This is a genomic window from Halioxenophilus aromaticivorans (genome assembly GCF_042850945.1).
GTDB classification, from domain to species: Bacteria; Pseudomonadota; Gammaproteobacteria; order Pseudomonadales; family Cellvibrionaceae; genus Halioxenophilus; species Halioxenophilus aromaticivorans.
On the sequence record NZ_AP031496.1, the window covers coordinates 4,172,066 to 4,195,763 of the forward strand.

The following is a 23,698-nucleotide window of genomic DNA, read 5'->3' on the forward strand; positions in this document are numbered from 1 at the left end:
GCCCGGGGGGTGAATCCCGAGCTTTTTGGCAAGCATTCGCAGTTCGATGATCCGAACCAGAAACTTAACGCTTGGAGAACTGAGGCTTCTTACGAGCTTTACGCAAGCCGACCTTTTTACGTTCAACTTCACGCGCATCACGGGTAACAAAACCAGCTTCACGCAGCGGACGACGCAGTTCTTCGTCGTAGGCCATGAGCGCGCGGGTTAAACCGTGACGAATAGCACCGGCTTGACCGAAGCTACCACCGCCTTTAACGGTTGCTTTGATGTCGAACTTTTCGGTGGCGTCTGCTACATCTAAAGCCTGACGTACGATCATACGAGCCACTTCGCGACCAAAGTACTCCTCAAGAGCGCGGCCGTTAACCGTGATGTTGCCACTACCTTCGGTGATGAATACGCGAGCAGTCGAAGTTTTACGACGGCCTGTACCGTAATATTGTTGTGCAGCCATGATTCCCCCTAATTATATGTTCAGTTCTTGCGGCTGTTGCGCAGTGTGTGGGTGCTCAGTGCCGGCGTAGACTTTGAGCTTTTTGAACATCGCACGGCCCAATGGCCCTTTTGGCATCATGCCTTTTACGGCAATCTCGATGGTGCGCTCGGGAGCTTTCTCGATCAACTTGTCAAAGCTGATGGATTTGATACCACCAATGTAACCAGTGTGGTGATAGTACATTTTGTCGGTAGCTTTACGGCCTGTTACGCGAACTTTCTCGGCGTTGATTACTACGATGTAATCGCCAGTGTCCACGTGTGGGGTGTATTCGGGCTTATGCTTACCGCGCAGACGATGGGCGATTTCTGCCGCCATACGACCTAGCGTTTTACCTTCTGCGTCAACGACGAACCATTCGCGCTGCACAGACTCGGGCTTGGCACTGATAGTCTTCATGTTGTAATTGCCTAAACTAAAGTCAGTTGATAATTGCCGCTACAGCGGCGGTTTACGGTGGCCAAATGGGCCAGGGTAAAAAGGGTTTACCCTCTAAACAAGCGGGCGGGTTACCCCGCTCTGATTGGCCGGCGCACAAGTTAATGCATGTACAGTGCTGCCTGGGCTGTATTAGCCATGCCAAAAAGGAGCGCGGATTCTACTTGAGCGGCGACACAAAAACAAGCGGTTTAAAGCCTGTGCGGTTAGGGCTTGTGAGGGCGAGACAAATACTCATTACTTTGCATCTCCAGCAGTCGGCTGGTGGTGCGCTCAAATTCAAAATTTAGCCTGCCGCCGGCGTAGATCTCAGCCAGAGGCACGGCTGCCGACACCACCACTTTCACATTGCGGTCGTAGAACTCGTCCACCATATTAATGAAGCGACGAGCTTGGTCATCTATTTGTACACTCATTTGTGGCACGTTAGAAATCAACACGGCACAGAATTCCCGCGCCAGCTCGATGTAATCATTTTGTGAGCGCGGGCCATCGCACAGGGCGGTAAATTCAAACCAAACCACGCTCTCCGCCACCGCCTTAGACGGTATAGGACGCCCTTCGACCTCCAGCGCCTCAGCCAAACGCACGTTGCCGACATCTAATACCAAGGAGTCAAAGCTGGATTGCAAACTAACCTCGGCCTGTTCATCCAACGGGCAGTGATAAAGTTCGGCTTGCTCCAGGGCGCGCAGACGATAATCTACCCCACCATCCACGTTGACCACTTCGGTATGCCGGTTGAGCAAATCAATGGCTGGTAGAAAGCGCGCCCGCTGCAAGCCATCTTTGTAAAGACCATCTGGCACAATATTAGACGTCGCTACTAGACTCACTCCTCGGGCGAACAAAGCCTCCAATAAGGTTGCCAGGATCATCGCATCGGTGATGTCCGAAACAAAGAACTCATCAAAACAAATCACTCTAGCCTCCGCCGCAATGCGGTCGGCAACGATCTCCAGTGGGTTCTTTTGGCCGTCCAGGGTTTTCAGCTCCTGGTGCACACGGCGCATAAAACGGTGGAAGTGAGCGCGCATTTTTTGCTCAAACGGCAAGCTATCGTAGAAGTTATCCATGAGATAGGTTTTGCCACGGCCTACCCCGCCCCAAAAGTACAAACCTCTTACAGGCTCCACAGGCTCTGGCACGCCACCCAAAAGCCGTTGCAAAAAGCCTTTTTTGGGCGCCGAAACGGGCCTAGCAACCAAGGCGTCATAGAGCGCCTGCAGTTTTTCCACAGCAGCACGCTGAGCTGGGTCGAAATTGAAATCTTCGCGCTCTAGATCTCGCTCGTGCCGGGCTAGTGGCGTGTTTTGCATAGCGTTTTCCAAATTACTTCCTGTGGCAGTGGGGCAGCCGTGCACAGTGCTGAACCCAGTTTACAAACTTGATCAATGCAAAGTTGACCCATTTAAAGCTGACTAATACGGGGCCTTCGTCAAAATATTAATGACTACCCCGCTTTGAAATGAAAAAGCATTATAATGGCAAGCCCAGTTATCACCTAAAGAGATTTGCACGCGCCACAGTAGCCAAGCCCGATTGCCCGGTCATCGTTGTCTTTTAGACTAACGTATAGGCCACGAAAGGCCCCTTTGAAGGTGGGAAACCATTTCCCGGTGGGTACGGTCAGTGCTAATCTCCCGGTTCAGAAATTGTCTTATTGCATGGAGTCGATAGTGTTTTCAGAAACTACCCTAATCCTAACCGCTGGTGTTTGCTTGTTCGTTGGCGCCGTCATTGGTTATGTCATTGCCGCCGGTGTTGCCCCGTCTGGGTCTGGCCGCCGCACCTTGGAAAACCGACTCAAATCCACCGAACAACAGCTCGAGGACTACAAAACCGAAGTTACACAGCACTTTGAGCGCACCGCTGATTTGGTCAACAACCTTACCGAAAGCTACAAAGACGTACACGAACACCTAGCCAAGGGCGCCGCCCACCTGGCAGACCCTAACCTGGGCCAGCAATTTTTAACCAACGCCGACAAAGCGTGGTTACCGGATGAGTCTTCGGACGAGCTGGTCGATGAAAGCGCCAATATCGAGCCACCAAAAGACTGGGCACCGGAAAAAGGCACCCTCAGCGAAGACTTCGGACTGGACAAAAAAGCCGGAGAAGCCTCATCCGAGCCCACTAATCGCCCCTCCTAATGCCCTACTCATCGCCCAACAGATCTTGATTTCTGTTCTATGAACACCAAATACCTTAGTATGCATCACTAAGGTATTTAGTGTTCCCTATCCGCCAGACTTACTGTACTACCCAAAACCACCGTGAAACGAGTGTTTAACTATATTGGCGGGCCAACCATAATTGGCCTCTGCGTTGCCGCTTTGGTACTGTTTTTCAGCCAAGAGCGCTCGTTGCGCCTGCCCGACGTTTCCCTGGATTCGTTCCGCCAACCCACCGCCCCAACCTCCTACGCCGATGCCGTAAAAATCGCAGCGCCCTCGGTGGTTAATATTTACGCCCGCAAGTTTCCCGATAAACATCGCTACCCGTTCATTGACGATCCGCTATTTCGCCACTACTTTAACAACGCTAATCGCGCCATGCAGCAGCGCATGCAATCGGCCTTGGGCTCCGGCGTTATCGTTAACACCGATGGCTATATCCTAACCAACAACCACGTGATTGAAGGCGCCGTGGAAATTGTGGTGCTGATTAGCGACGGCCGAGAAGCCTTGGCTGAGGTTGTAGGCACCGACGCCGAAACCGACCTAGCCGTGCTCAAAGTTGAACTAAAAGGTCTGATACCAGCCACCCTAGGCAAGCCCAAAGAAGCCCAGATCGGCGATGTGGTATTGGCCATCGGCAACCCTTTTGGCGTGGGCCAAACCGTCACCCAGGGCATCATCAGCGCCACCGGCCGCTATGGCCTTGATTTAAGCAACTACGAGAACTATATCCAAACGGATGCGGCCATTAACCCCGGCAATTCCGGTGGCGCCCTAGTGGACGCCCACGGCGCACTGCTGGGCATCAACACCGCCATCCTCGACGATGCATCACCTTCGGTGGGCATCAGTTTCGCCATCCCTTCCGACCAAGCCATGCAGGTTTTGCGCAACATCGTCGAAAACGGCCGCGTGGTGCGCGGCTGGCTTGGGGTGGACGCCTCGCCGGCACCGCAACAGGTGGCCGAACAGGTGGGGCTGGAAAGCGGCAATGGCGTGATCGTCACGGGAGTGTATCGCAATGGCCCCGCCCATTTGGCCGGCCTGCTGCCCGGCGACATCATTACTCATATAGACCAACAACCCGTGGGCAATGGCCGTAACGGCATGAACCAAATTGCGGATAAAAAACCGAACGATGAAGTGATGGTGGATGTGATTCGCAACGGCCAACGACTGCGCTTGATCGCCCTGCTGGCCGAAAAGCCAGTGTTGTCCGGCTGACCTACCGAATGCGGGCTCAGCGCTAGGCTGGCCCCCTCCTGCACACAGCGGCATCCTAGGCGATGCACGGCTGTAGTGGCTGCTGAAAATACGAGGCCGATACTCAAGGCGAGCCGATGGTCCGCACTCATCTCCAATCGAGCTAGGCTATATCGGCTTGTGTTTAATCTTTAATGCGATACTCGGCCGATTGCGCGTGCGCTTGCAAGGATTCGCCGCGCGCCAGTACCGACGCTACCTTACCCAACTCAGATGCACCCTGCTCGGAACAGTAAATAATGGAACTGCGCTTTTGGAAATCGTAAACCCCCAAAGGCGAAGAGAAGCGTGCCGTACCTGAGGTTGGCAGCACGTGGTTGGGGCCGGCGCAGTAATCACCCAGGGCCTCTGGCGTGTGGCGCCCCATAAATATAGCCCCGGCGTGTTTTATTTTGGGCAGGCAGGCGTCTGGGTCGGCCACCGATAACTCCAAGTGCTCCGGCGCTATTTTGTTGCTGATGACCAAAGCCTGGTCGAGATCACGCACGCGGATAATGGCCCCACGACTGGTAAGGCTCTGCCGCGCTATGTCAGCCCTATCCAAGGTGGGTAACAAGCGCTCAATACTGGCCTGCACCTGGGCGATGTATTCGTCGTCGTAGGCCAGCAATATCGACTGCGCCAACTCATCGTGCTCGGCCTGGGAGAACAGATCCATGGCGATCCAATCTGGGTTGGTCTGGCCGTCGCACACCACCAGAATTTCGGAGGGCCCGGCGATCATATCAATTGCCACCTGACCAAACACCGCACGTTTGGCCGACGCCACAAACACGTTACCTGGGCCGACGATTTTATCCACCGGCGGTACCGTTTCGGTGCCGTAGGCCAGTGCAGCCACGGCCTGGGCACCACCCACAGCGAATACTCGGTCAACACCGGCAATGTCGGCCGCAGCCAACACCATATCGCTGATCACGCCATCCGGTGTGGGCACCACCATAATCACTTCGGCAACGCCGGCAACCTTGGCGGGTACGACATTCATTAAAACGGAAGAAGGATAACTGGCTTTGCCACCGGGCACATAAACACCAACGCGTTCTAGCGCTGTTACCTGTTGGCCAAGCACGGTGCCGTCGGCCTCGGTGTACCGCCAAGACTCGGCCTTTTGATGCTCATGGTATTGGTGAATGCGCTGGGCGGCCTGCTCCAGGGCCTGACGCTGGGGTTCAGAAATACGAGCGCGAGCTTCGGCCAAGGCCGTTTTCGACAGTTCCAAATCGGAGGCGGCAGATGGCTGCCAGCGGTCGAACTTTGCGGTGTATTCCACCAAAGCTGCATCACCACGGGCGCGGATATCGGCAATAATGGCGTGCACTGTCGAATTTACATTACCGCTAACGGTTAGATCGGTGGCTAAAAGCGCCTGCAACTCCTGCTCAAAGTCCGCGCTATTGGCGTCGAGGGTGCGCATAAGCGATGCCTGAGTCATGTTCAGTTACCTAAAACCTTATTTACCTACGGATTAGCCACGGCGGTGCGCAGCCCATCGATCAACTGCTGGATGCGTTGGTGTTTCATTTTCATGGACGCCTTGTTCACAATCAGCCGCGAGCTGATGTCGGCGATCTCCTGGCGCGGCTCAAGACCATTGGCGCGCAAAGTATTTCCGGTATCGACAATATCAACAATTTCATCGGCCAAACCGATGATCGGAGCGAGCTCCATGGCGCCGTACAATTTGATGATGTCCACCTGCCGGGCCCGGGCCGCGTAGTACTGCTTGGCGACGTTAACAAACTTGGTGGCCACGGTAATTCGGCCAGATTTTAACGGCTGACCTTTGATGCCAGCGGTCATCAGTTTGCAGCGCGCGATGCCCAGATCTAAGGGCTCATAAATGCCCTCGGCACCGTGCTCCAACAACATGTCTTTACCAGAAATACCTAGGTCTGCAGCGCCAAATTGCACATAGGTAGTCACATCTACTCCACGCAGCACAATTAGGCTCACCCCAGGCTGATTGGTCTCAAAGGTCAACTTGCGGCTTTTGCTGATGTCTTCCAACGGCTCCAACCCTACACGCGCCAATAGCGGCAGGGTCTCTTTTAGAATTCGGCCTTTGGTTAGGGCAATGGTTAGCTCAGTCATAATTTGGGTTTTAAATTAACCTGGGATTCGGCGTATGTTGGCGCCCAACATTTGCAGTTTTTCTTCAATACATTCGTATCCGCGATCAATGTGATAAATGCGGTCTACCAAGGTTTCGCCCTCGGCCACCATGCCGGCAATCACCAAGCTGGCAGAAGCCCGCAGGTCCGACGCCATCACCGGCGCGGCTTTGAGCTTTTCTACACCAGTTACAATGGCGGTATTGCCTTCCAAGCGGATATCGGCGCCCATGCGGTTGAGCTCGTGAATTTGAATGAGTCGGTTCTCGAAGATGGTTTCGGTAACCGCTCCACTGCCCTCGGCCACCGCATTCATGGCCATAAATTGGGCTTGCATATCGGTGGGGAATGCCGGGTACGGCGCCGTGCGCAGGCTCACCGCTTTAGGACGATTGCCTTTCATATCCAGCGCGATCCAGTCGTCGCCAGTACTGATGTTGGCTCCCGCCTCTTCCAACTTGAGCAGCACCGCCTCTAGCATGTGCTCGTTGGTGTCTTTCAGTTTGACCTTGCCGCGGCTGGCGGCTGCGGCTACTAAGTAGGTGCCGGTCTCGATGCGGTCTGGCATCACGTCAAATCGGCAGCCGTGCAATTGCGGCACGCCTTTGATGGTTAGCGTATCAGAGCCAATACCAGATATATCCGCCCCCATAGCCACCAAACAGTTGGCCAGGTCCACCACCTCGGGCTCCCGCGCGGCGTTTTCGAGCACGGTGGTGCCGTCAGCCACTGCGGCTGCCATCATCAGGTTTTCGGTACCGCCCACGGTAACGGTATCCATAAAGAAGTGGGCACCTTTAAGCCGGCCGTTACTGCGAGCCCGGATGTAGCCCTGGTCAACTTCAATAGTGGCTCCCATGGCCTCCAGGCCACGCAAATGGATGTCCACCGGCCGGCTACCAATGGCGCAACCACCCGGAAAAGACACGTTGGCTTCACCGTAGCGGGCAAGCATAGGCCCCAGTACCAAAATCGAGGCCCGCATGGTGCGTACAAGCTCGTAGGGCGCTGTAAATTCATTGATAGTGCTGTTGTCCACCTCAACGCTGAGCTTCTCGTCAATGGTTACCCCCACCCCCATACAACGCAATAGCGCCAACATGGTGGTTACGTCGTGCAAATGGGGCAAATTACCTACCTGCATGGGCGTATCCGCCAGCAGCGTGGCGGCCAATATGGGCAGGGCCGAGTTTTTGGAGCCGGAAATGCGGATCTCGCCCCTAAGCGGACCACAGCCTTTGATAATCAGTTTATCCATAAAATAAAAGCCAGACAGGAATGAAATACAGCGCTAGAAACGGCTTAGCCGGCTTGCTCTGGCGTGAGGGTACGCATGTTAACCGCGTGCACAGTGCCACTGGCGATGTAATCAGACAGCAACCCGTATACCAGCTGCTGCTTTTTGACAGGATTTAAGCCTTCGAATGCAGGGCTAACAACCACTAGATTAAGGTGATTACCGGCCATTTCCACCTCTGCGGTGCAGCTCGCCAGTTTGCTTTCTAACAGTTGCTTGATCTCTTGCTCTAGCATGGAGGACCTCATCGTTCGGGATTCGTCGTCGGTGGGGGCCATGGCACTACCCACCAGGAAGGCGCGGTAGTTTATAGAAACCCGAGCCGCATTGCAGCCCGGGCCGGATAATTAGTTTTGCACCACTTGCGGCTTACCTAGCCATTGAAAGGTACTGGGATAAAAAGCAAGACCTTTTATTCCTTTCAATTTCAAAGACTTATATCATTTCAAAGGCTTGTGTCACGTTAAAAGACTTGCACCTTCAAACTTGGCCGCACATGGTCATTTAGCAGCCCTGCTACCAAAGCCTCACACTTCGGCGGCATCGCTACTTTAATTCAATGCATCGCGCTAAAGCACTGCCCTGCGCGAAGGATTAGGCGTTCCAAGCCGCAATTACTGCGTCCAAGTCTTTGTTGTTTTGCTTCATGGCAGCGCGGAACTGGCTTTGGAACTGCTTACCCAAGTTAATGCCGTTAAGCACAACGTTGCGCAATACCCACTCGCCCGAACGATCAACCGACATGGAGTAAGACACCACGGAAGTACCGGAATCGCTCTTCACTTCTTGGAATACCGTTACTGACTTGCCTTCGTCTTCGCCGTCTTTTGGCGGCACTACTTTTACCGTGTTGTCCGAGAAGGTGGTCATACCCTTGGAGTAGGTATCGATAAGACCTTGCTTGAACACCTTAGCGAATTCTTGCAGCTGCTCGCGGGAGGCATTGGATACCGCATCGCGGCCCATAACGTTAAACACAATGTAGCGGAAGTCCACCACCTGGCTCATGATCTCATCCAGCGCCACGGAAGCATCTTCCACGGAAACTTCCTTGGTTTGCGTTTTACGCACAATGCTCATTACCTCTTCGGTAACCTCGCTTACCACCTCGTGGGCGCTGACTTTATCGGCGGCACGCTCGATGGCGTGCACTTCTACCCCCTGCTCGACCTCCGGCTTGGCAGTGTCGGCAGCGTACACCAACGGGCTGGCCAACGTTGCCACTGCTATAGCGGCGATCATCGCCGAAGAAATAGGTTTAAATTTTACTAACATGTTGCGTTCTCCCTACGCCAGTAGGTGCTGGCTAACTATACTCATGCCGTGGATTCTAGCGGCTGAACTTCTTTCACTCAATGCACACAAAGTTACCGCAAAGATTCCGACGCCACACCAAGGTTTAGCCATCTTTACGTCTAGGCTTTGCACAAAGCGCTCAAATTTTTGTGGCTTCGCTCAATACGAGAACCGACGCATAGACAACAAAGGCGCCGTAAAGGTCGCATTAAGGGAACATTGATTTAACTTCAACCCACACCTATGGGGCTAAACGTGATAAATTCCGCGCAAATTTTGAGGCAGGATACCCGGCGTTCGGTGAACCGGCGCTAAACACCGCCTCGCATACCCGAACGCTACGACACCGAGCAACGCCACTAGGTTTACGAGAATCGCCACTTTTTACACTTTTAATAGAAAATTACTTCTTTGCGTATGAACAATCGGCCCGCGCCTAACTCTGTATCCGCCCAAACTCTTAAAAACACTGCCATCCGCACGATTCGCATGGAAATTGACGCCATTGCCGAGCTACAAGCTCGAATCAATGATCAATTCGTTACCGCCTGCAAGTTGATCATGGCCTGTCCTGGTCGAGTGATTGTCTCCGGCATGGGCAAGTCCGGCCACATCGGCCGCAAAATTGCCGCCACCCTGGCCAGCACTGGCACCCCCGCATTTTTTGTGCACCCCGGTGAAGCCAGCCATGGTGATTTGGGCATGATCACGGCTGACGACGTGCTCATCGCCATATCTAACTCTGGGACATCCGCCGAGCTTCTGGCCTTAATGCCCGTGCTAAAACGCATGGGTACCAAGATCATCAGCATGACTGGTAACGATGAAAGCCCCCTTGCGGAACACGCCGAAGTTAACCTCAACATCGGTGTACAAACCGAAGCCTGCCCGCTGGATTTAGCCCCCACCTCCAGCACAACGGTTACCTTGGTAATGGGTGACGCCCTGGCTGTAGCACTGCTAGAAGCCAAGGGCTTTAGTGCAGAGGATTTTGCCTTTTCCCACCCAGGCGGCGCACTGGGGCGCAAACTGTTACTAAAAGTCGCCGACATCATGCACAAAGACGGCGAAGTACCGGTAGTAACACCTGCCACGGCAGTGTCACAAGCATTAGTTGAGATGACCCAGAAAGGTTTCGGCATCACCACGGTGGTGGACGAAACGGGCCAGCTACTAGGCGTTTTCACCGACGGCGACCTACGCCGGCACGTGGACCTGGGGACGGACTTGGGTAAAGCCACCATGATTGATGTAATGACTCGCGCCCCCAAAACCGTGGATAAAGATCTGCTGGCGGTGGCCGCACTGAATCTTATGGAAGACAATAAAATTACCGCCGCCGTGGTGGCCGACGAACAGGGCTCGGTGGCGGGCATTATTCACTTGCACGACTTACTGCGTGCCGGCGTGGTGTAAACCAGACATGCCGTTTCGAGAAGTCTTGTGCCAAAGCTGGTTGGCGTTTCTATTAGCGCCCTTATCATTGGCGGATGTAACCCATGGCGCGTAGACTGCTGACGCTGGCATTGGTCGCCGTATTGGTTATTGCAGCGGTTTTATTGGTGGACAACCCCACCCTAGAAGAGCCACAACAGCAGGCGCCACAGCAAAATACCCCTGGTGCAATTATTACCGCGGCCACTACCCGACAATACGATGCCAATGGCCAGCTACAATATGTGTTGCAGGTGGATAGAGCCGAGCAGTACTTTCGCTTTAATCAGCAGGATAAACCTCTGGCCACGTCTCGCGGTTACACTGATTTAAGCTCTCCACGCTTGGTGTTGCATTCGGACAGCAACCCACAGCCCTGGCACTTTAGCGCCGATCATGGCCGCACAGAAAACAACGGCAATCTTATTACGCTGTGGGGTAATGTAGTGGCAGAGCAAGCCCTAGCTGGTGGCGGACAATACCGCATAGAAACTTCGCGCCTAAGGGTGGAGCCTTTGCTACAGCAGGCCACGAGCCAGCAGCCCGTGACCATTCGTTCACCGCAGGGCTTGGGCAACTCCACTGGCATGAGCATTGATATGCCGCAACAAACTGTTACGTTGAATTCACAGGTAAAGGCAACTTATGAAGCCAAGTAAACGCACCATTGCACGGGCCTTAGCCGCTGCCTGGCTGGTGACCCTAGCCGCCAGCTGGATACCTAACGCCCAGGCGCTACCAGAAGACCGCGACCAACCCATCGAAATCAACGCCGACCGCGCCGTTCGTAACGAAAAAACCGGTGTGACGGAATTTGTTGGCAACGCCCTACTCAGCCAAGGCTCGCTGTCCATTGCCGCCGACACCATTACCATCAATTACAACGACAACGGTATACGCGATATCCTGGCAGTGGGCACGCCGGCTGTGCTTCACCAAATACCCAACCCAGAGCAAAGCCAGGTAACCGCCAAAGCCAACCGTATCGAATACAGTGTTGGCGACGAAGTCATTAACTTAAAAGAGCGCGCCAGCATTGATCAGGATGGTTCGGTCATAACCAGCGATTTGATTCGTTACGACATCAATCAGTCTATGGCAGAAGCCAGCGGTGACAATCGGGTGAATATTATTATTCCACCTAGCAATGCCCGAACAACCAACCCGCCGACATCGGAATCCGACAACAGCGACGCTATCCCAAACGACCCCAAATAACCGACTTCAGCTAGATTTCATGGCCAAACTCAGCGCACAACATCTCGCCAAGGCTTACCGCGGACGCCCCGTGGTGACAGACGTTTCATTGGAAGTAAACACCGGCCAAGTGGTCGGCCTACTCGGCCCCAACGGCGCCGGTAAAACCACCTGTTTTTACATGATCGCGGGGCTGGTGCCGGCAGACAACGGCCAAGTTTTTTTAAACGACGAAGAAATTTCGAGTCTGCCAATGCACGGCAGAGCACGCAAGGGGCTGGGCTACCTACCGCAAGAAGCATCGATTTTTCGTAAGCTCAGCGTACGTGATAATCTCCTGGCGATTTTAGAGACACGGGCCGACCTCAACAAACAGCAGCGACTGGACAAATGCCAGCAACTGCTGGAGGAATTCCACGTCACCCATGTGCAAGACAGCCCGGGCATGGCCCTGTCTGGTGGTGAGCGCCGGCGTGTAGAAATCGCTCGCGCCCTGGCGGCGGAGCCGCGCTTTATCTTATTGGACGAGCCCTTTGCAGGGGTCGACCCGATATCGGTGTCTGATATCAAAAACATTATTGAACATCTGCGCAGCCGCGGTATCGGCGTGTTAATCACCGACCACAATGTGCGCGAAACCCTGGATATCTGCGAAAAGGCGTATATCGTCGGCGGCGGACAAATCATTGCCGAGGGTAAACCCCAAGAGGTACTGGCCAACCAATTGGTGCGTGATACCTACCTGGGGGATAAATTTCACCTTTAACGAAGCAAATTGCCCTGCCCCTTTACGCGAGGCCAATTATGCGCGACTATACCGGGGTAGCGCCCTTTTCTAGTGCGCCCAAAGCCGCCTAACAGGCACCTTTCTCCCGGTGGATTGATCCGCCAAATCTCCTTATATTTTCTTCACACAAAACACATAATTTTTAGGCATAAAAATTGCTTAAATTTGTTGCGCGTTCACCGGTTTCGGTACTACACTGCCAAGACGGCAGCGGAAAGTCCCTGCCCAGATTTTTATTTGGCGTACCAACACCGGATCGATTAGCCGCATTATGAAGCAGTCTCTACAGCTTAAGCTCGGTCAACAGCTCACCATGACCCCCCAACTGCAACAGGCCATTCGCCTATTGCAGCTTTCCACGCTCGACCTACAGCAAGAAATTCAAGAAGCGCTGGAATCCAACCCCATGTTGGAAATGACAGAGGGTGAAGATCAATCCGGCAGCGACGGTGACAGCAAAGACAGCGGCGAAGCCAACTCAGAAGGCGCCAACACCACTGAAGCCACTGCTGCGGAAAACACAAGCGACGACAACAACACAGAAACCGCCAGCGATAGCAACGACGATTGGCAGGACAACATCCCCGACGACCTACCCGTCGACACCAATTGGGACGATATCTACCAAGGCAGTGGCCCCTCCAGCTCCGGCAGCGTCGGCCCAGAGCGCGATGACAGCTACTTTGATAGCCAAATTGACAACTCGGAGACACTGCAAGAGCATCTGCTCTGGCAACTGAATTTAACCCCCATGTCAGATCAAGATCGCAGCATCGCCATGAACATTATCGATGCCGTGGCGCCCAGTGGCTTGTTAACCTCCACCATTGAAGAGATTTACCTCGGTTTGATCGGCCAATCCAGCCCATCTGAAGCCGAAACGACAGAAGCGGATAAAGAGGATGCGCTATCGGCAGACAGTGAAACGTTTGAGGATGGCGACACCGCTACCGAAGCCGAAACTGTGGTATCTAGCGCTACCGACTTAGACGACGAAGATAGCCTGAGCATTGAGGAAGTACTGGCCGTACAGCATCGTTTGCAGCTGTTTGACCCTATTGGCTCGTGCAGTGAAGACCTGGGCCAATGCCTTTTGGTGCAGCTGAATCAGTTCCCGGCGGATACCCCGGCGTTGAATTCCGCCAAGCTGGTAGTACGTGAACACCTGGCACAATTGGGAAACCGCGACTATAAACAAATTATGCGCCGCGGCCGGATGAAAGAGCCTGAATTGAAGCAGGCTATTTTGCTGATTCAGCAATTGACTCCCCACCCCGGTGAATTGATTGGCAGTAGCGAGACCACCTATATAGTGCCGGATGTATTTGTCAGCAAAAAGGACGATCGTTGGAGCGTAGAGCTGAACCCAGAGATCGCGCCCAAAATTCGCATTAACAACAGTTACGCAAACTTGGTTAAGCGCGCGGATAGCAGCGACGACAACACCTTCCTTCGAGACAACTTGCAAGAGGCACGTTGGTTTTTGAAAAGCCTGCAAAGCCGTAACGAAACTTTGCTGAAAGTGGCGAGCTGTATCGTTGACAAGCAGCGCGGCTTCCTTGACCATGGCCCTGAAGCGATGAAGCCATTGGTTCTGCACGATATTGCCGAAGACGTCGGCATGCACGAATCGACCATTTCTCGAGTCACTACACAAAAGTATATGCATACACCCCAAGGCATATTTGAGCTGAAATATTTCTTTTCTAGCCACGTCAGTACCGACGGCGGCGGCGAATGCTCCTCTACGGCCATCCGCGCCATTATCAAAAAGCTGGTTGCCGCGGAAGACCCGAAAAAACCGCTCAGCGACAGTAAAATCACCAACTTATTATCGGATCAGGGTATTCAGGTGGCGCGCCGTACCATCGCCAAATACCGAGAATCTCTGGGCATTGCTGCGTCTAACGAACGCAAGCGCCTGGTGTAAATATCAGCAATTAGCACGGCAAACAGTCAGGGATGTAATTTACCCCTGCCAGGCACTAAAAAACTGGAATTTTTAGTGCCAACGAAACTCACAATAACAACAGAGAAAAATCAAGAACAACAGCGAAGTAACAGGTTTTCACCGCGCCGGATCGCCGACGTGGTGGCAAAGGCGGCCCAGCCGCCAAAAAACCAACCGGCCCAACATCTGCAAGGGCCAAATCGACAAAGAGGAAACGCAATGCAAATCACTATTAGCGGGCATCACGTCGAACTAACCGACTCAATTAAAGATTATGTAAACAACAAGCTGTCCCGCCTCGATAAACACCACGGCCAGATAACCAACACCAACGTCACCCTCTCAGTTGAAAAAATGCGGCAAAAAGCCGAAGCTAACATCCACGTGAGCGGTAGAGACTTCTTCGCCAACTGTGAATCCGAAGATCTATACGCTGCCATTGACGGCCTAACCGACAAATTAGACCGACAGCTACTCAAACACAAAGAGAAAATCAGTAGTCATCGATGACCACCAAACTGTCTTCCATTTTAGCTCCAAGCCGTGTCGTATGCGGCTTGGACGGCGTTAGCAAAAAGCGCGCACTGCAAACCATAGCCAATCACATTGCCGAAGACCTACCGGTATTGGATGCCGAAGAGCTGTTCCGCCGTCTTATGGCCCGTGAGCGATTAGGCTCTACCGGTATAGGCCAAGGTATCGCCATACCCCACTGCCGTTTAGAGAACTGCTCCGGTACCTTAGGGGCCTTTTTCAAGCTCAGCGACAAACTCGACTTCGATGCCATAGACGATGCACCGGTGGACTGTATTTTTGCCCTGCTGGTACCTGAAGAAGCTGACGATTCACACCTACAAACATTGGCCGCCATCGCGCGGACCTTCTCCAACCCCGATTTGATGCAACGCATTCGTCAGTGCGACGATAGCGAAACACTCTACCAAACATTGATTAGCGCCGACTAACAACGGGGATACCACATGCAACTTGTCATCATCAGTGGTCGCTCTGGCTCCGGTATTAGCAGCGCCCTGAGGGTGCTCGAGGATGCTGGCATGACCTGCATAGACAACCTGCCCGTGGCTCTGCTGAGCCACTTGGTAGATACCACCGATGATACTGAGCTGCGCTGTGCGGTGACCCTGGATGCGCGCAGCAACCTGGGCCAACTGGCCAATTTCCCAGCACTGTACCAACAATTAAAAAGCCAGTGCCAATCGGTACAGGTGATCTTTCTCGATTCTCGGGACGACATTCTGCTCAGACGCTTCAGCGAAACGCGACGCAAGCATCCTTTAACCAGCGTTGATGTGGGCCTTAAAGATGCCATCATCCAGGAATCCGAACTGCTGACTCCGGTGGTGGACCACGCCGACTTAGTAATCGACACCAGCAATTTAAGCCTACACGCACTGCGCGACTTGATTCGCAAAGCGGTGACCGGCGCCGAGCACATGGACCTGGCTGTGCAATTTCAGTCTTTTGGGTTTAAGCGCGGCGTGCCCGCCGAAGCGGATTTAATTTTTGACGCCCGTTGCCTGCCTAACCCCTATTGGGTGCCAGAGCTAAGAGCCTGTAGCGGCAACGACGACAAAGTGATCGAGTTTTTAAGTCAAGAACCGCTGGTGGCAGAGATGCTAGACGACATAAAAACCTATGTACGCAAATGGCTACCCCACTACGCGGCCTCTAATCGCAGTTATATCACCGTGGCAGTGGGCTGCACCGGCGGCCAGCACCGCTCGGTTTACCTATGCAATCAATTAGCAAAACAATTTCGGGAGGAACCCAGTAACCCACTGCAAACCGACGTACTTGTGCGTCATCGAGACCTGCACTGATGCCCAACCGATAACTATAAGAGCGCTATGCTGCAAGAAACCCTCACCATCATCAACAGCCGCGGCCTTCACGCCCGCGCTGCGACCAAACTGGTCAAAACCGCACTCACTTTCGACTCAGATATTCATATAGAGTTTGATGGTAAAACCGCCGACTGCAAAAGTGTCATGTCCATACTTTTATTGGCCGCTACGGTTAATTCTGAAATTACACTCACCGCCACAGGCTGCGACGAGCAAAACGCCATCGATCGAATCAAAGCCCTATTCAGCAATAAATTCGGTGAAGATAGCTAAGCGCTAAAATCTATAGCCTAAAAACTAAATCCTTAATAAAACGCTCAAAAGTTTGCCTTGCTTGCCCCTTACCTCTGATCACCAGCTACACTTAGTGGTAAGCACTGCGAGCCAACTGAAAACGATTACTTAGCCTTAACCTGACAAGGCGCGATGATCGTTTCGCGTGGCCGACGTATAACCGAAATAAAAAGCTGTTATTTTTTTGTTTTTTCCAGGCGTTAGCCAATTAAGGCTATGAGACCGACCACAAGCGGTTTTTTCTTGTAAATTAGTCGGAGTTAGGCAAATCGTGCTTGTGTTTGTCCTCAGGACATTACTAAACTAAACCCTTGTTTTTACTGCACCTTTAATTTCCTATGTAGGCGCTTGAGAACATCAAGCCACGCCTAAGCAGTGAACACCTCCGACCACACCTAGCCACGCATTGATTGAGAGTTGCCCCACCCATGGCCAATCAAACTAACAGCGCAGAAGTACTCTCAAACCAAACTCAGAACAAACTGGCTTTGGTTCAAGAAGCATTAGACAGCGGTGCACTGAGCTCCATTCGCCGCATGCTCAACGGTTTACAACCCACCGCCATCGCGCACCTTCTAGAGTCGTCTCCGCCACAGCGCCGGGTAGTACTGTGGGAGTTGGTAGATAAAGACCAAGAAGGCGAGGTCATCCAGGAACTGGCGGATAACGTGCGCGCCCAGCTGCTATCGGATATGGACTCCTCTGACCTGGCGGCCATGACCGAAGAGTTGGAAGCCGATAACGTCGCCGATATTTTGCAAACATTGCCAGATGCGGTTATTCAAGAAGTGTTGGCAGCCATGTCGACGCAAAATCGTGAGCGGGTAGAATCGATCCTCTCCTACGAGGAAGACACCGCCGGCGGCTTGATGGACCCGGACGTCATTACCGTGCGGCCCGACCTCACCCTGGACGTGGTACTGCGTTACCTGCGCCGCCACGAAGAATTGCCTCACTCCACCTATTATTTGGTGGTGGTTAATCGGAAAGATATTTTTCTGGGGCTTTTGCCCATTCTGAAGGTACTCACCTCGGACCCGAACATGACCGTACGTGAGGTTATGGATACCGACGTCACGGCCTTGCATTTCTCCATGCCCGATAAAGAAGTCGCCAAACTGTTTGAGCAGCACGACTGGGTGATGGCGCCGGTGATTGACGACGAACAGCGGGTGCTGGGAAGGATCACCATTGATGACGTAGTGGACGTTATCCGGGAGGGCGCGGACCACTCGCTGATGAGCATGGCCGGTTTGGAAGAAGACGCCGATACCTTCGCCTCGGTGGCCAAAACCGCGCCTCGCCGGGCCATTTGGTTGGGTATTAATCTGTTGACGGCGATTATCGCGTCATCGGTGATCAACCTATTCCAAGGCACCATAGATAAGGTGGTTGCCCTGGCGGTACTGATGCCCATTGTGGCCAGTATGGGCGGCGTAGCCGGCAGCCAAACCCTCACGGTAGTGATTCGCGGTATGGCCTTGGGCCATATTGGCCGGGCCAACTTATCCTGGCTGTTGAGCAGAGAGTTTCAGATTGGGTTGTTTAATGGATTAATTTGGGCCGCTTTGATGGCCGGTGTAGCAGGTTGGTGGTTTAACGATACCACCATTGCCGGTATCATCGCCGCCGCCATGGTGATCAATTTAATCTTTGCCGCCCTGGCAGGTGCCCTGTTGCCTATTATATTGAAAGCCATGCGTATCGACCCGGCCTTAGCGGGTGGTGTTGCGCTAACCACCGTTACCGACGTGGTTGGCTTCTCCGCATTTTTGGGCCTGGCCACCTATTTTTATGCTTAATTTCGCTAATTTAGGGCGGTAGCTGTGGGCTGCTGCCTGCACAACGCCAGTGGCTACCATGAACGATATCCCAGAAGACGAAGAGTTTGATCTCGGCCCCAGTAAAACCCAGCTGAAGAAGGCCTCCCACGCGTACCAGGATTTGGGCGAGGAATTGACCCAGTTGAGCGATCAACAATTGGCCCGGCTGCCGCTGTCGGACGAATTACTGTCGGCGGTAACCCAGGCCCGCACCATGCGAGCCAACGCGGCCCGCAAACGACAGATTCAGTTCATTGGCAAGCTGATCCGCAACAGCAACGGTGATGACATCATCGCCGCACTGGATAGCCTCAACGCCGAGACCAACAACAGCCACCAGCTATTGCAACACAGTGAGCAATGGAGCCACCGCCTAATCCAAGAGCCGGATGCTCTAGCAGAGTTCTTAGCGCAGTATTACGAGGCCGACCGCCAGCAATTGCGCTCGTTGATACGCAACTGTCAAAAGCTGCCAGCCGAAGAAATCCACAGCCCCGCCCATAAAAAGCTGCGCAAGTGGTTGCGAGAGTGCTTTGCCCAGCACAACTTTTAAGCGCCATTCAATATCCCAGGCCTAGGTAAAACGCTGTGGCCAGCATGTACCGACGCGGTTACCAGTAACAGTACGTTAGGACTCAGCCCCAGGCTTGGGCGATAAGCTTTCCCCCTCACTGTAGGACTCCGGCAGAAACTCTGGCCGGGTTTGGGCCGGCTGCGCCGGGTTTGAGCCCTCATCGGGGTTGGATTTTTGGGTGGGATCGGTTCCGGGTTCGGCCGTATCAAAACGCTCGGGAACGGCCGCTTCAGGGTTGCTCTGATTATCACTGCTGGTGTCCGGTGCTAGTAACTCCGGCGATAAAAACTCGCTGCCGGGTAAGTCCTCGCCCGGGCCGTCGGCCTCCTTGGACGATTTATCTTTGCGTACGGCATTGTTGTCAAACAGGCGATCAAACTCGGATTGCGGGTTAGCCCAATCACCGTGGATGTGGTAGCTAACGCTGGCCACCTTGCTGACTTGCTTTTTGAATATCTTACTCACCGCCCAAATGCCCGCCGCCGCCGGCAGCCCCGCAGCCACCGCCGCCAAGAAGGTTAAATTACCGCCCACCGGTAGGGTTGCTACCAGTTTGGTATCCAGTAATTCGTTTTGTAAATCGAAGGTGCCGGCGTAGCGTAGGGTGCTGGATGGCGCCTTAACAATGATGGGCTCGGGCAATAACAAGCGGTGATCGTCAAACACCAGCCTGCCATCGATGCTGTCGAAGGTTAGGCCTTTATCGACGATATCCGACAATCCCAAGCGCAACCGACGAGCCCAACTATCAAAGTTAAACAGGGCCACCAATCGCAATAGGGCATCACCACCACCCTCAACGCCCTCCAAAAACCGGCCGTGCTCGATGTCCACACCGATGCTGCCGTTGAAATTAACGTAGTCCACCATGGCCGGTGAGCCTTTCCAACTGATATCGGCGTCAAAAAAGGCCTTGGAGGTTTCCACGACTTCTGGCTGCTGCCACAGGTAGAGCACTTCGCGCAGGTCACTGGCGATAAGCTTGCCTTTGAAGTGGGTAGTGACAATGCCATCTTGATTGAGCCATTGCAGACGGGCGCCCTCGCCTTCCAGGCTGCCATCGCTGCCGATCACTGCCATGCCACGCACCGAGCCCAGTATTTCACTGGCAACCACGCCATGTTCGGCTTGGCGTAATTTAAATTTCCAGGCGCCGTAATTTTCGTTGCCTATAAAAAACTTATCCAGGTTTACATCCATATTGGGCAAATCTGCCAACACCACATCGGCCATTGGGTCCGCCGTGGCGGTGCCGTCCTCGGGCTCAGGCTCCTCCGGCAAACGCAAATAATCGATGGTAGCCCGCATGGGCGCTGCTTCATCATCGGGCAGGACAATCTCTCCGCGAATCATTTGGCTGTCTACGTCGAACAACCAGTGATCAGTGTTTTGCGTGCCTAATAAGCGCAGGTTATCCGCCACCAGGTCATCCATGGTGGCCTGCTCTATGTACAAATTGATGCCCGCCAAAAGCTCCGGCGCGTTTGGATCCGACGGATAGGCCTCGGCGTACTCCATGTATTGTTCGATGACGTCGAGCCAATCGTAGAAGTCCCCGCCCGGCAGCGCGCCGGTAATTTGGATTTCGCCGTCTTGCATTATGGGTTTACCACCAATGGCCACCCCCACCGAGGAGACGTAGTCGCCTTGCAGCTCGATTTGCGCGTTGAGCAGCTCATTGGCACTGATGTGAACTTCGGTGCGGTCCTCATAAACGGGAATGTGCACGGCCAAATCCACCGGTGTTTCGGAGTTTTTGTTCAACGGCGCAGGCAAATCCAAGGTCACGCCTACTAGGTCGGATTTTAGTGCCAACTCTACGAGCGGACCATCTTCCGCCACCGGCACGCGCAAACTGCCTTCTATCTCGGCCTTGCCTCGGCCAAATTTCAGCTCAGGGCTTTCCAGCCACTGCTGCAACTTAGAAACATCAGTTTTGCCTTTAAAATGCGCCAAGATATCCCGCTTGGGATAATGCGGGTCTTCTTCTACCAACGGGCTGGTCAGGGTAACGTGAACATCTTCGCCCCACAGCTTGCCGTCCATGCCCCGGCTGGTAATACCCTTTTTGGAGTCGTACACTAGATTGCCACGCACGTCCGTGAAATCCAGCTTTAGCTCGTTAAGCTTTAAGTCCCCCGGAGCAACCGATAACTCCAAGCGCTGGTAGCCGCCTGAGGTATCGCCGGACAGGGGCAACTCCAAATCAATGGAGCCAGTGACTCGGCTACCCAACTGCCATTCATTAAACACCTCGCCCACTGCCTCACGCAGAGGGGTTTCCCGCAAAAAGCGCAGGCCATCCTCTCCCGGGGCGTCGATTTGGGCCGTAAGCTTGAGATCGAGCTGATCGCCGTTGCTGTTGATGATGAGGTCGGCATCTTTGGCGTTGGCGTTCCACAGGCTGGCCTCGCCAATAGCGGCTTCCACCCGGTCGTTATCCACCACCACGGTGGCGGCCACGTCATTAACCACAGGCCAATCCGGGTGGTAATTAACCGCCCCTCCCAGCACCGAGAACCAGAGCTGCACGGCGGTTTCAACGTACTCCCCACCAAACGGGCCGCGGTACAAAAAGCCCGCCTGAGGTACATCGCCACCTTGAATCCCCGTGGCTAGCCATTCTCGTAGATCTTTGTCGATTACCGTGGGGATGTAGTTTTCACGTTCATCGGCCTTGCCGTTGGTGAGCCCCACCGCCAGGGTCATGTTCATGGGTTCAGAACCGTCTACCCATGGCAGAAACAGGCGGAACTTGCCGCTAACTTCGCTTTCGTTGCGGGTTAACTGCAGCAGACCAGAGTTGACGTATATGGCGTTATCTCTTGGACGTAACTGCCAGCCCACGGAGCCCTGCACCGAATTAAAATCCAAGCCATTGGCAAAGATATCGGGGAAGTGCACGGCAAACTCTGGGGCATCGGCTAACAACACGTAACCGTCTTTGGCGCCGGAGGAGACAAAGCCATTGATGTTGGTCAGCGCCGGGGCGCCGCGCCAGCTGTCCACAGAGACCTGCTCTAAATTGGCCTGAATGGAAAACTCTGCCGGGTTACTGGCGGGGATTCCAATAGCAACATTGGCCACACCACCGCGGGCATTGAGCCCTTCCACGGCGCTGTTTAACAGAGGCTGCTGCATACCAAAGGCTTTGAAACCTGCGGTTACTTCGGCCAAATCCAGGTGGTCTGCATGGATGTTCCAAACATTCTTACTGTAATCCAACTGTACGTTGGTTTTACTGAGGGTGACGTCGGGCCAAGCAATGGCAAGGTCATGAACCTGCAGCAGTACCGGCTGCTCGCTGTCACCGGGGCCGAGCTCGGCCTGGAACCGCCCGACAACTTGGCTAGGCATGGCCAGGGAGTCTTTGATATAAGTATCCACCAACTCCAGGTCAATATCACCGGAGACCTGGTAGTAGCCCTTGCGCTGGCTAGAGAGCCAGGCGGTGAGCCCCAAATTGGAGTTTTGCAGTTCATCGCCGTGAATATTCCAACCACTGGATAGCAACAAGTCTTGGATATCGATCACCGGCAAGTCGCTGACTTTTAGGTAGGCCTCCAGATCGCGCTCACCTTCGGCCCTAGGGTCGCCCTCGGCCTCCATCACAAACTCTAGAATGGGTTCGTTATCGATGGTGAGGTTGGCACTTACCCGGTGAAATAAATCGCTGTTTTCGAACTGGACGGAAGAAATACTGAAATCAAATTCGTTGCCGTAGTAATTGCGCAGTCGCAGTTTAACGTCGTCGACGTTGGCCCGTTCTGCCAACAAAAAGATGTCCATCGGGTCGTCAATGGACGGCGTATTACCCTGGGCGGTGGTTTTAATACCAGCCAAGTGCCAACTGCCCTGCTTGGTTTGGGTAAGGCGGACATTAGCATCGATAAGAGAAACGTCGGTGATCACCGGCCGCAGTTGCAGCAATGAGCGCAACACATCGATTTGCAGGGCTGCTTCGCCAACCTGCACGCTGGGCGGTGTGTTATTAGCCTTACTGTGTTTGGGGTATATGTCTAGATTGCGAACGCGAACGCTGGGCGTAAAACCCGTCCATTGCGCCTCTAATTCGCCGATTTTCACTTGGCTATTAAGTAGCTTGGCGATGCGCGCGGCAAAAAAGTCTGTGTTGTCGTTTAAGCTAGGGGAAAATTCCCGCGCCAGTTGCACAGCCACAGCGGCCAGCACCACAATAATTGCGGTGATGATCCAAAACCAGCGTGCTGAAGTGACTAGGAATTTTTTCATATTTCTCGTGTGCTGAGGCATCCGAGCCTCACAAACTCGTCCACGCGAAAACCGCCTGGGGTCTCTTGGCCAATGTGGATTGTGACCGATATTGGCCAGGTAAACCGTAACTATTTGCGGGTTCTACCGCGGGTTCTTTAACCGGCTTCTAGTGCACCCTCTATCGCAAATACTATGGCACCTTTTACGTCACTTTTATGCCTGCAAATGTAAATTAAGCTAGTCCCACTATCATAGGGCCTGTTGATACTAATTTGGTACCACTGCTGGAGGCTACGCGCCCCCGGCTACGCGCCCCGAGCTACGCGCCCCGAGCTACGCGCCCCGAGCATCTTCCCGTTCAACTAGGCGCCAATCGTGAAATGTAGTGGGCCTACATGAGCGATTGGCAACAACGTTGAGCGGGAAGCGGGTCGGGGGCGCCCAGCCCCAGCC

Annotated in this window: 22 protein-coding genes; 13 read left to right on the plus strand and 9 right to left on the minus strand. The window is 53.8% G+C overall.

All coding sequences use genetic code 11. The features are described from left to right. Window positions 1-64: 64 nt before the first annotated feature. The 3 genes from rpsI to zapE all read right to left on the minus strand — a co-directional run bounded on the left by rpsI (window position 65) and on the right by zapE (window position 2,256). On the minus strand, window positions 65-457 hold the full coding sequence (gene rpsI / locus ACGHM3_RS17885) for a 30S ribosomal protein S9 (protein WP_345425938.1): 393 nt from the start codon (window positions 455-457) through the stop codon (window positions 65-67). Window positions 458-469: 12 nt separating this feature from the next. After that, window positions 470-898, minus strand: coding sequence for a 50S ribosomal protein L13 (rplM, locus tag ACGHM3_RS17890; protein ID WP_345425940.1), 429 nt, complete (start codon window positions 896-898; stop codon window positions 470-472). Between the two features lie 245 nt (window positions 899-1,143). Then, window positions 1,144-2,256: a cell division protein ZapE gene (zapE, locus tag ACGHM3_RS17895; RefSeq protein WP_345425942.1), complete on the minus strand. Its 1,113-nt coding sequence runs from the start codon at window positions 2,254-2,256 to the stop codon at window positions 1,144-1,146. Window positions 2,257-2,616: 360 nt separating this feature from the next. On the opposite strand from zapE, the gene ACGHM3_RS17900 reads away from it, so the two are divergent. Then, entirely contained in the window at window positions 2,617-3,090 is a 474-nt protein-coding gene (locus tag ACGHM3_RS17900; protein WP_345425944.1) for a ZapG family protein, read from the plus strand. Between the two features lie 132 nt (window positions 3,091-3,222). Next, window positions 3,223-4,341, plus strand: coding sequence for a trypsin-like peptidase domain-containing protein (locus tag ACGHM3_RS17905; RefSeq protein ID WP_345425946.1), 1,119 nt, complete (start codon window positions 3,223-3,225; stop codon window positions 4,339-4,341). 163 nt (window positions 4,342-4,504) lie between these two features. Here ACGHM3_RS17905 and hisD read toward each other — a convergent pair whose 3' ends face one another. The 5 genes from hisD to ACGHM3_RS17930 form a co-directional block, all read right to left on the minus strand. Further along, window positions 4,505-5,815, minus strand: a complete 1,311-nt coding sequence (hisD, locus tag ACGHM3_RS17910) for a histidinol dehydrogenase (RefSeq protein ID WP_345425948.1) — start codon at window positions 5,813-5,815, stop codon at window positions 4,505-4,507. Between the two features lie 26 nt (window positions 5,816-5,841). Beyond that, on the minus strand, window positions 5,842-6,474 hold the full coding sequence (gene hisG, locus ACGHM3_RS17915; protein WP_345425950.1) for an ATP phosphoribosyltransferase: 633 nt from the start codon (window positions 6,472-6,474) through the stop codon (window positions 5,842-5,844). Between the two features lie 15 nt (window positions 6,475-6,489). Next, window positions 6,490-7,752, minus strand: coding sequence for a UDP-N-acetylglucosamine 1-carboxyvinyltransferase (gene murA, locus ACGHM3_RS17920; RefSeq protein WP_345425952.1), 1,263 nt, complete (start codon window positions 7,750-7,752; stop codon window positions 6,490-6,492). Between the two features lie 44 nt (window positions 7,753-7,796). Continuing rightward, window positions 7,797-8,069: a BolA/IbaG family iron-sulfur metabolism protein gene (locus ACGHM3_RS17925; RefSeq protein WP_345425954.1), complete on the minus strand. Its 273-nt coding sequence runs from the start codon at window positions 8,067-8,069 to the stop codon at window positions 7,797-7,799. 316 nt (window positions 8,070-8,385) lie between these two features. Beyond that, complete coding sequence (locus ACGHM3_RS17930; protein ID WP_345425956.1) at window positions 8,386-9,066, minus strand: ABC transporter substrate-binding protein; 681 nt, start codon at window positions 9,064-9,066, stop codon at window positions 8,386-8,388. 438 nt (window positions 9,067-9,504) lie between these two features. On the opposite strand from ACGHM3_RS17930, the gene ACGHM3_RS17935 reads away from it, so the two are divergent. From ACGHM3_RS17935 to yjgA, 11 genes are all read left to right on the plus strand, one after another. Further along, window positions 9,505-10,503: a KpsF/GutQ family sugar-phosphate isomerase gene (locus ACGHM3_RS17935; protein WP_345425958.1), complete on the plus strand. Its 999-nt coding sequence runs from the start codon at window positions 9,505-9,507 to the stop codon at window positions 10,501-10,503. Window positions 10,504-10,586: 83 nt separating this feature from the next. After that, window positions 10,587-11,180, plus strand: a complete 594-nt coding sequence (gene lptC / locus ACGHM3_RS17940; protein ID WP_345425960.1) for an LPS export ABC transporter periplasmic protein LptC — start codon at window positions 10,587-10,589, stop codon at window positions 11,178-11,180. Continuing rightward, window positions 11,167-11,739 carry a lipopolysaccharide transport periplasmic protein LptA gene (gene lptA / locus ACGHM3_RS17945; RefSeq protein ID WP_345425962.1) on the plus strand — a complete coding sequence of 191 codons (573 nt, stop codon included), beginning with the start codon at window positions 11,167-11,169 and terminating at the stop codon, window positions 11,737-11,739. The genes lptC and lptA overlap by 14 nt, the downstream gene beginning before the upstream one ends. Before the next feature lie 19 nt (window positions 11,740-11,758). Then, window positions 11,759-12,484, plus strand: a complete 726-nt coding sequence (lptB, locus tag ACGHM3_RS17950) for an LPS export ABC transporter ATP-binding protein (RefSeq protein WP_345425964.1) — start codon at window positions 11,759-11,761, stop codon at window positions 12,482-12,484. A 292-nt stretch (window positions 12,485-12,776) separates the two neighbouring features. Next, the gene (locus ACGHM3_RS17955; protein WP_345425966.1) at window positions 12,777-14,435 is read left to right on the plus strand and encodes an RNA polymerase factor sigma-54; all 1,659 of its coding nucleotides are present in this window, start codon (window positions 12,777-12,779) and stop codon (window positions 14,433-14,435) included. A gap of 240 nt (window positions 14,436-14,675) precedes the next feature. After that, on the plus strand, window positions 14,676-14,966 hold the full coding sequence (gene hpf / locus ACGHM3_RS17960; RefSeq protein ID WP_345425968.1) for a ribosome hibernation-promoting factor, HPF/YfiA family: 291 nt from the start codon (window positions 14,676-14,678) through the stop codon (window positions 14,964-14,966). Continuing rightward, window positions 14,963-15,421, plus strand: a complete 459-nt coding sequence (locus ACGHM3_RS17965) for a PTS sugar transporter subunit IIA (RefSeq protein WP_345425970.1) — start codon at window positions 14,963-14,965, stop codon at window positions 15,419-15,421. Before hpf ends, ACGHM3_RS17965 begins: the two co-directional genes overlap by 4 nt. A gap of 15 nt (window positions 15,422-15,436) precedes the next feature. Further along, window positions 15,437-16,297 (plus strand): RNase adapter RapZ, encoded by an 861-nt coding sequence (rapZ, locus tag ACGHM3_RS17970; RefSeq protein ID WP_345425972.1) that lies wholly within the window; start codon window positions 15,437-15,439, stop codon window positions 16,295-16,297. 27 nt (window positions 16,298-16,324) lie between these two features. Further along, window positions 16,325-16,594: an HPr family phosphocarrier protein gene (locus ACGHM3_RS17975; protein WP_345425974.1), complete on the plus strand. Its 270-nt coding sequence runs from the start codon at window positions 16,325-16,327 to the stop codon at window positions 16,592-16,594. A 449-nt stretch (window positions 16,595-17,043) separates the two neighbouring features. Then, entirely contained in the window at window positions 17,044-18,417 is a 1,374-nt protein-coding gene (mgtE, locus tag ACGHM3_RS17980; RefSeq protein WP_345425976.1) for a magnesium transporter, read from the plus strand. Between the two features lie 58 nt (window positions 18,418-18,475). Further along, window positions 18,476-18,991, plus strand: a complete 516-nt coding sequence (yjgA, locus tag ACGHM3_RS17985; protein WP_345425978.1) for a ribosome biogenesis factor YjgA — start codon at window positions 18,476-18,478, stop codon at window positions 18,989-18,991. A 75-nt stretch (window positions 18,992-19,066) separates the two neighbouring features. Here yjgA and ACGHM3_RS17990 read toward each other — a convergent pair whose 3' ends face one another. Further along, a complete protein-coding gene (locus ACGHM3_RS17990; RefSeq protein WP_345425980.1) occupies window positions 19,067-23,263 on the minus strand; it encodes a YhdP family protein in 4,197 nt (1,398 codons plus the stop codon). Window positions 23,264-23,698 lie beyond the last annotated feature (435 nt).

Excerpts from the sequence above, each read along its gene's own strand:
- ACGHM3_RS17990 (WP_345425980.1), bottom strand. The coding sequence starts at position 23,263 with ATGAAAAAATTCCTAGTCACTTCAGCACGCTGGTTTTGGATCATCACC.
- lptC (WP_345425960.1), top strand. The coding sequence starts at position 10,587 with ATGGCGCGTAGACTGCTGACGCTGGCATTGGTCGCCGTATTGGTTATT.
- yjgA (WP_345425978.1), top strand. The coding sequence starts at position 18,476 with ATGAACGATATCCCAGAAGACGAAGAGTTTGATCTCGGCCCCAGTAAA.
- rapZ (WP_345425972.1), top strand. The coding sequence starts at position 15,437 with ATGCAACTTGTCATCATCAGTGGTCGCTCTGGCTCCGGTATTAGCAGC.
- hisG (WP_345425950.1), bottom strand. The coding sequence starts at position 6,474 with ATGACTGAGCTAACCATTGCCCTAACCAAAGGCCGAATTCTAAAAGAG.
- murA (WP_345425952.1), bottom strand. The coding sequence starts at position 7,752 with ATGGATAAACTGATTATCAAAGGCTGTGGTCCGCTTAGGGGCGAGATC.
- rpsI (WP_345425938.1), bottom strand. The coding sequence starts at position 457 with ATGGCTGCACAACAATATTACGGTACAGGCCGTCGTAAAACTTCGACT.
- zapE (WP_345425942.1), bottom strand. The coding sequence starts at position 2,256 with ATGCAAAACACGCCACTAGCCCGGCACGAGCGAGATCTAGAGCGCGAA.
- hpf (WP_345425968.1), top strand. The coding sequence starts at position 14,676 with ATGCAAATCACTATTAGCGGGCATCACGTCGAACTAACCGACTCAATT.
- ACGHM3_RS17925 (WP_345425954.1), bottom strand. The coding sequence starts at position 8,069 with ATGGCCCCCACCGACGACGAATCCCGAACGATGAGGTCCTCCATGCTA.
- ACGHM3_RS17935 (WP_345425958.1), top strand. The coding sequence starts at position 9,505 with ATGAACAATCGGCCCGCGCCTAACTCTGTATCCGCCCAAACTCTTAAA.
- mgtE (WP_345425976.1), top strand. The coding sequence starts at position 17,044 with ATGGCCAATCAAACTAACAGCGCAGAAGTACTCTCAAACCAAACTCAG.
- lptB (WP_345425964.1), top strand. The coding sequence starts at position 11,759 with ATGGCCAAACTCAGCGCACAACATCTCGCCAAGGCTTACCGCGGACGC.
- lptA (WP_345425962.1), top strand. The coding sequence starts at position 11,167 with ATGAAGCCAAGTAAACGCACCATTGCACGGGCCTTAGCCGCTGCCTGG.
- ACGHM3_RS17930 (WP_345425956.1), bottom strand. The coding sequence starts at position 9,066 with ATGTTAGTAAAATTTAAACCTATTTCTTCGGCGATGATCGCCGCTATA.
- ACGHM3_RS17965 (WP_345425970.1), top strand. The coding sequence starts at position 14,963 with ATGACCACCAAACTGTCTTCCATTTTAGCTCCAAGCCGTGTCGTATGC.
- hisD (WP_345425948.1), bottom strand. The coding sequence starts at position 5,815 with ATGACTCAGGCATCGCTTATGCGCACCCTCGACGCCAATAGCGCGGAC.
- rplM (WP_345425940.1), bottom strand. The coding sequence starts at position 898 with ATGAAGACTATCAGTGCCAAGCCCGAGTCTGTGCAGCGCGAATGGTTC.
- ACGHM3_RS17975 (WP_345425974.1), top strand. The coding sequence starts at position 16,325 with ATGCTGCAAGAAACCCTCACCATCATCAACAGCCGCGGCCTTCACGCC.
- ACGHM3_RS17955 (WP_345425966.1), top strand. The coding sequence starts at position 12,777 with ATGAAGCAGTCTCTACAGCTTAAGCTCGGTCAACAGCTCACCATGACC.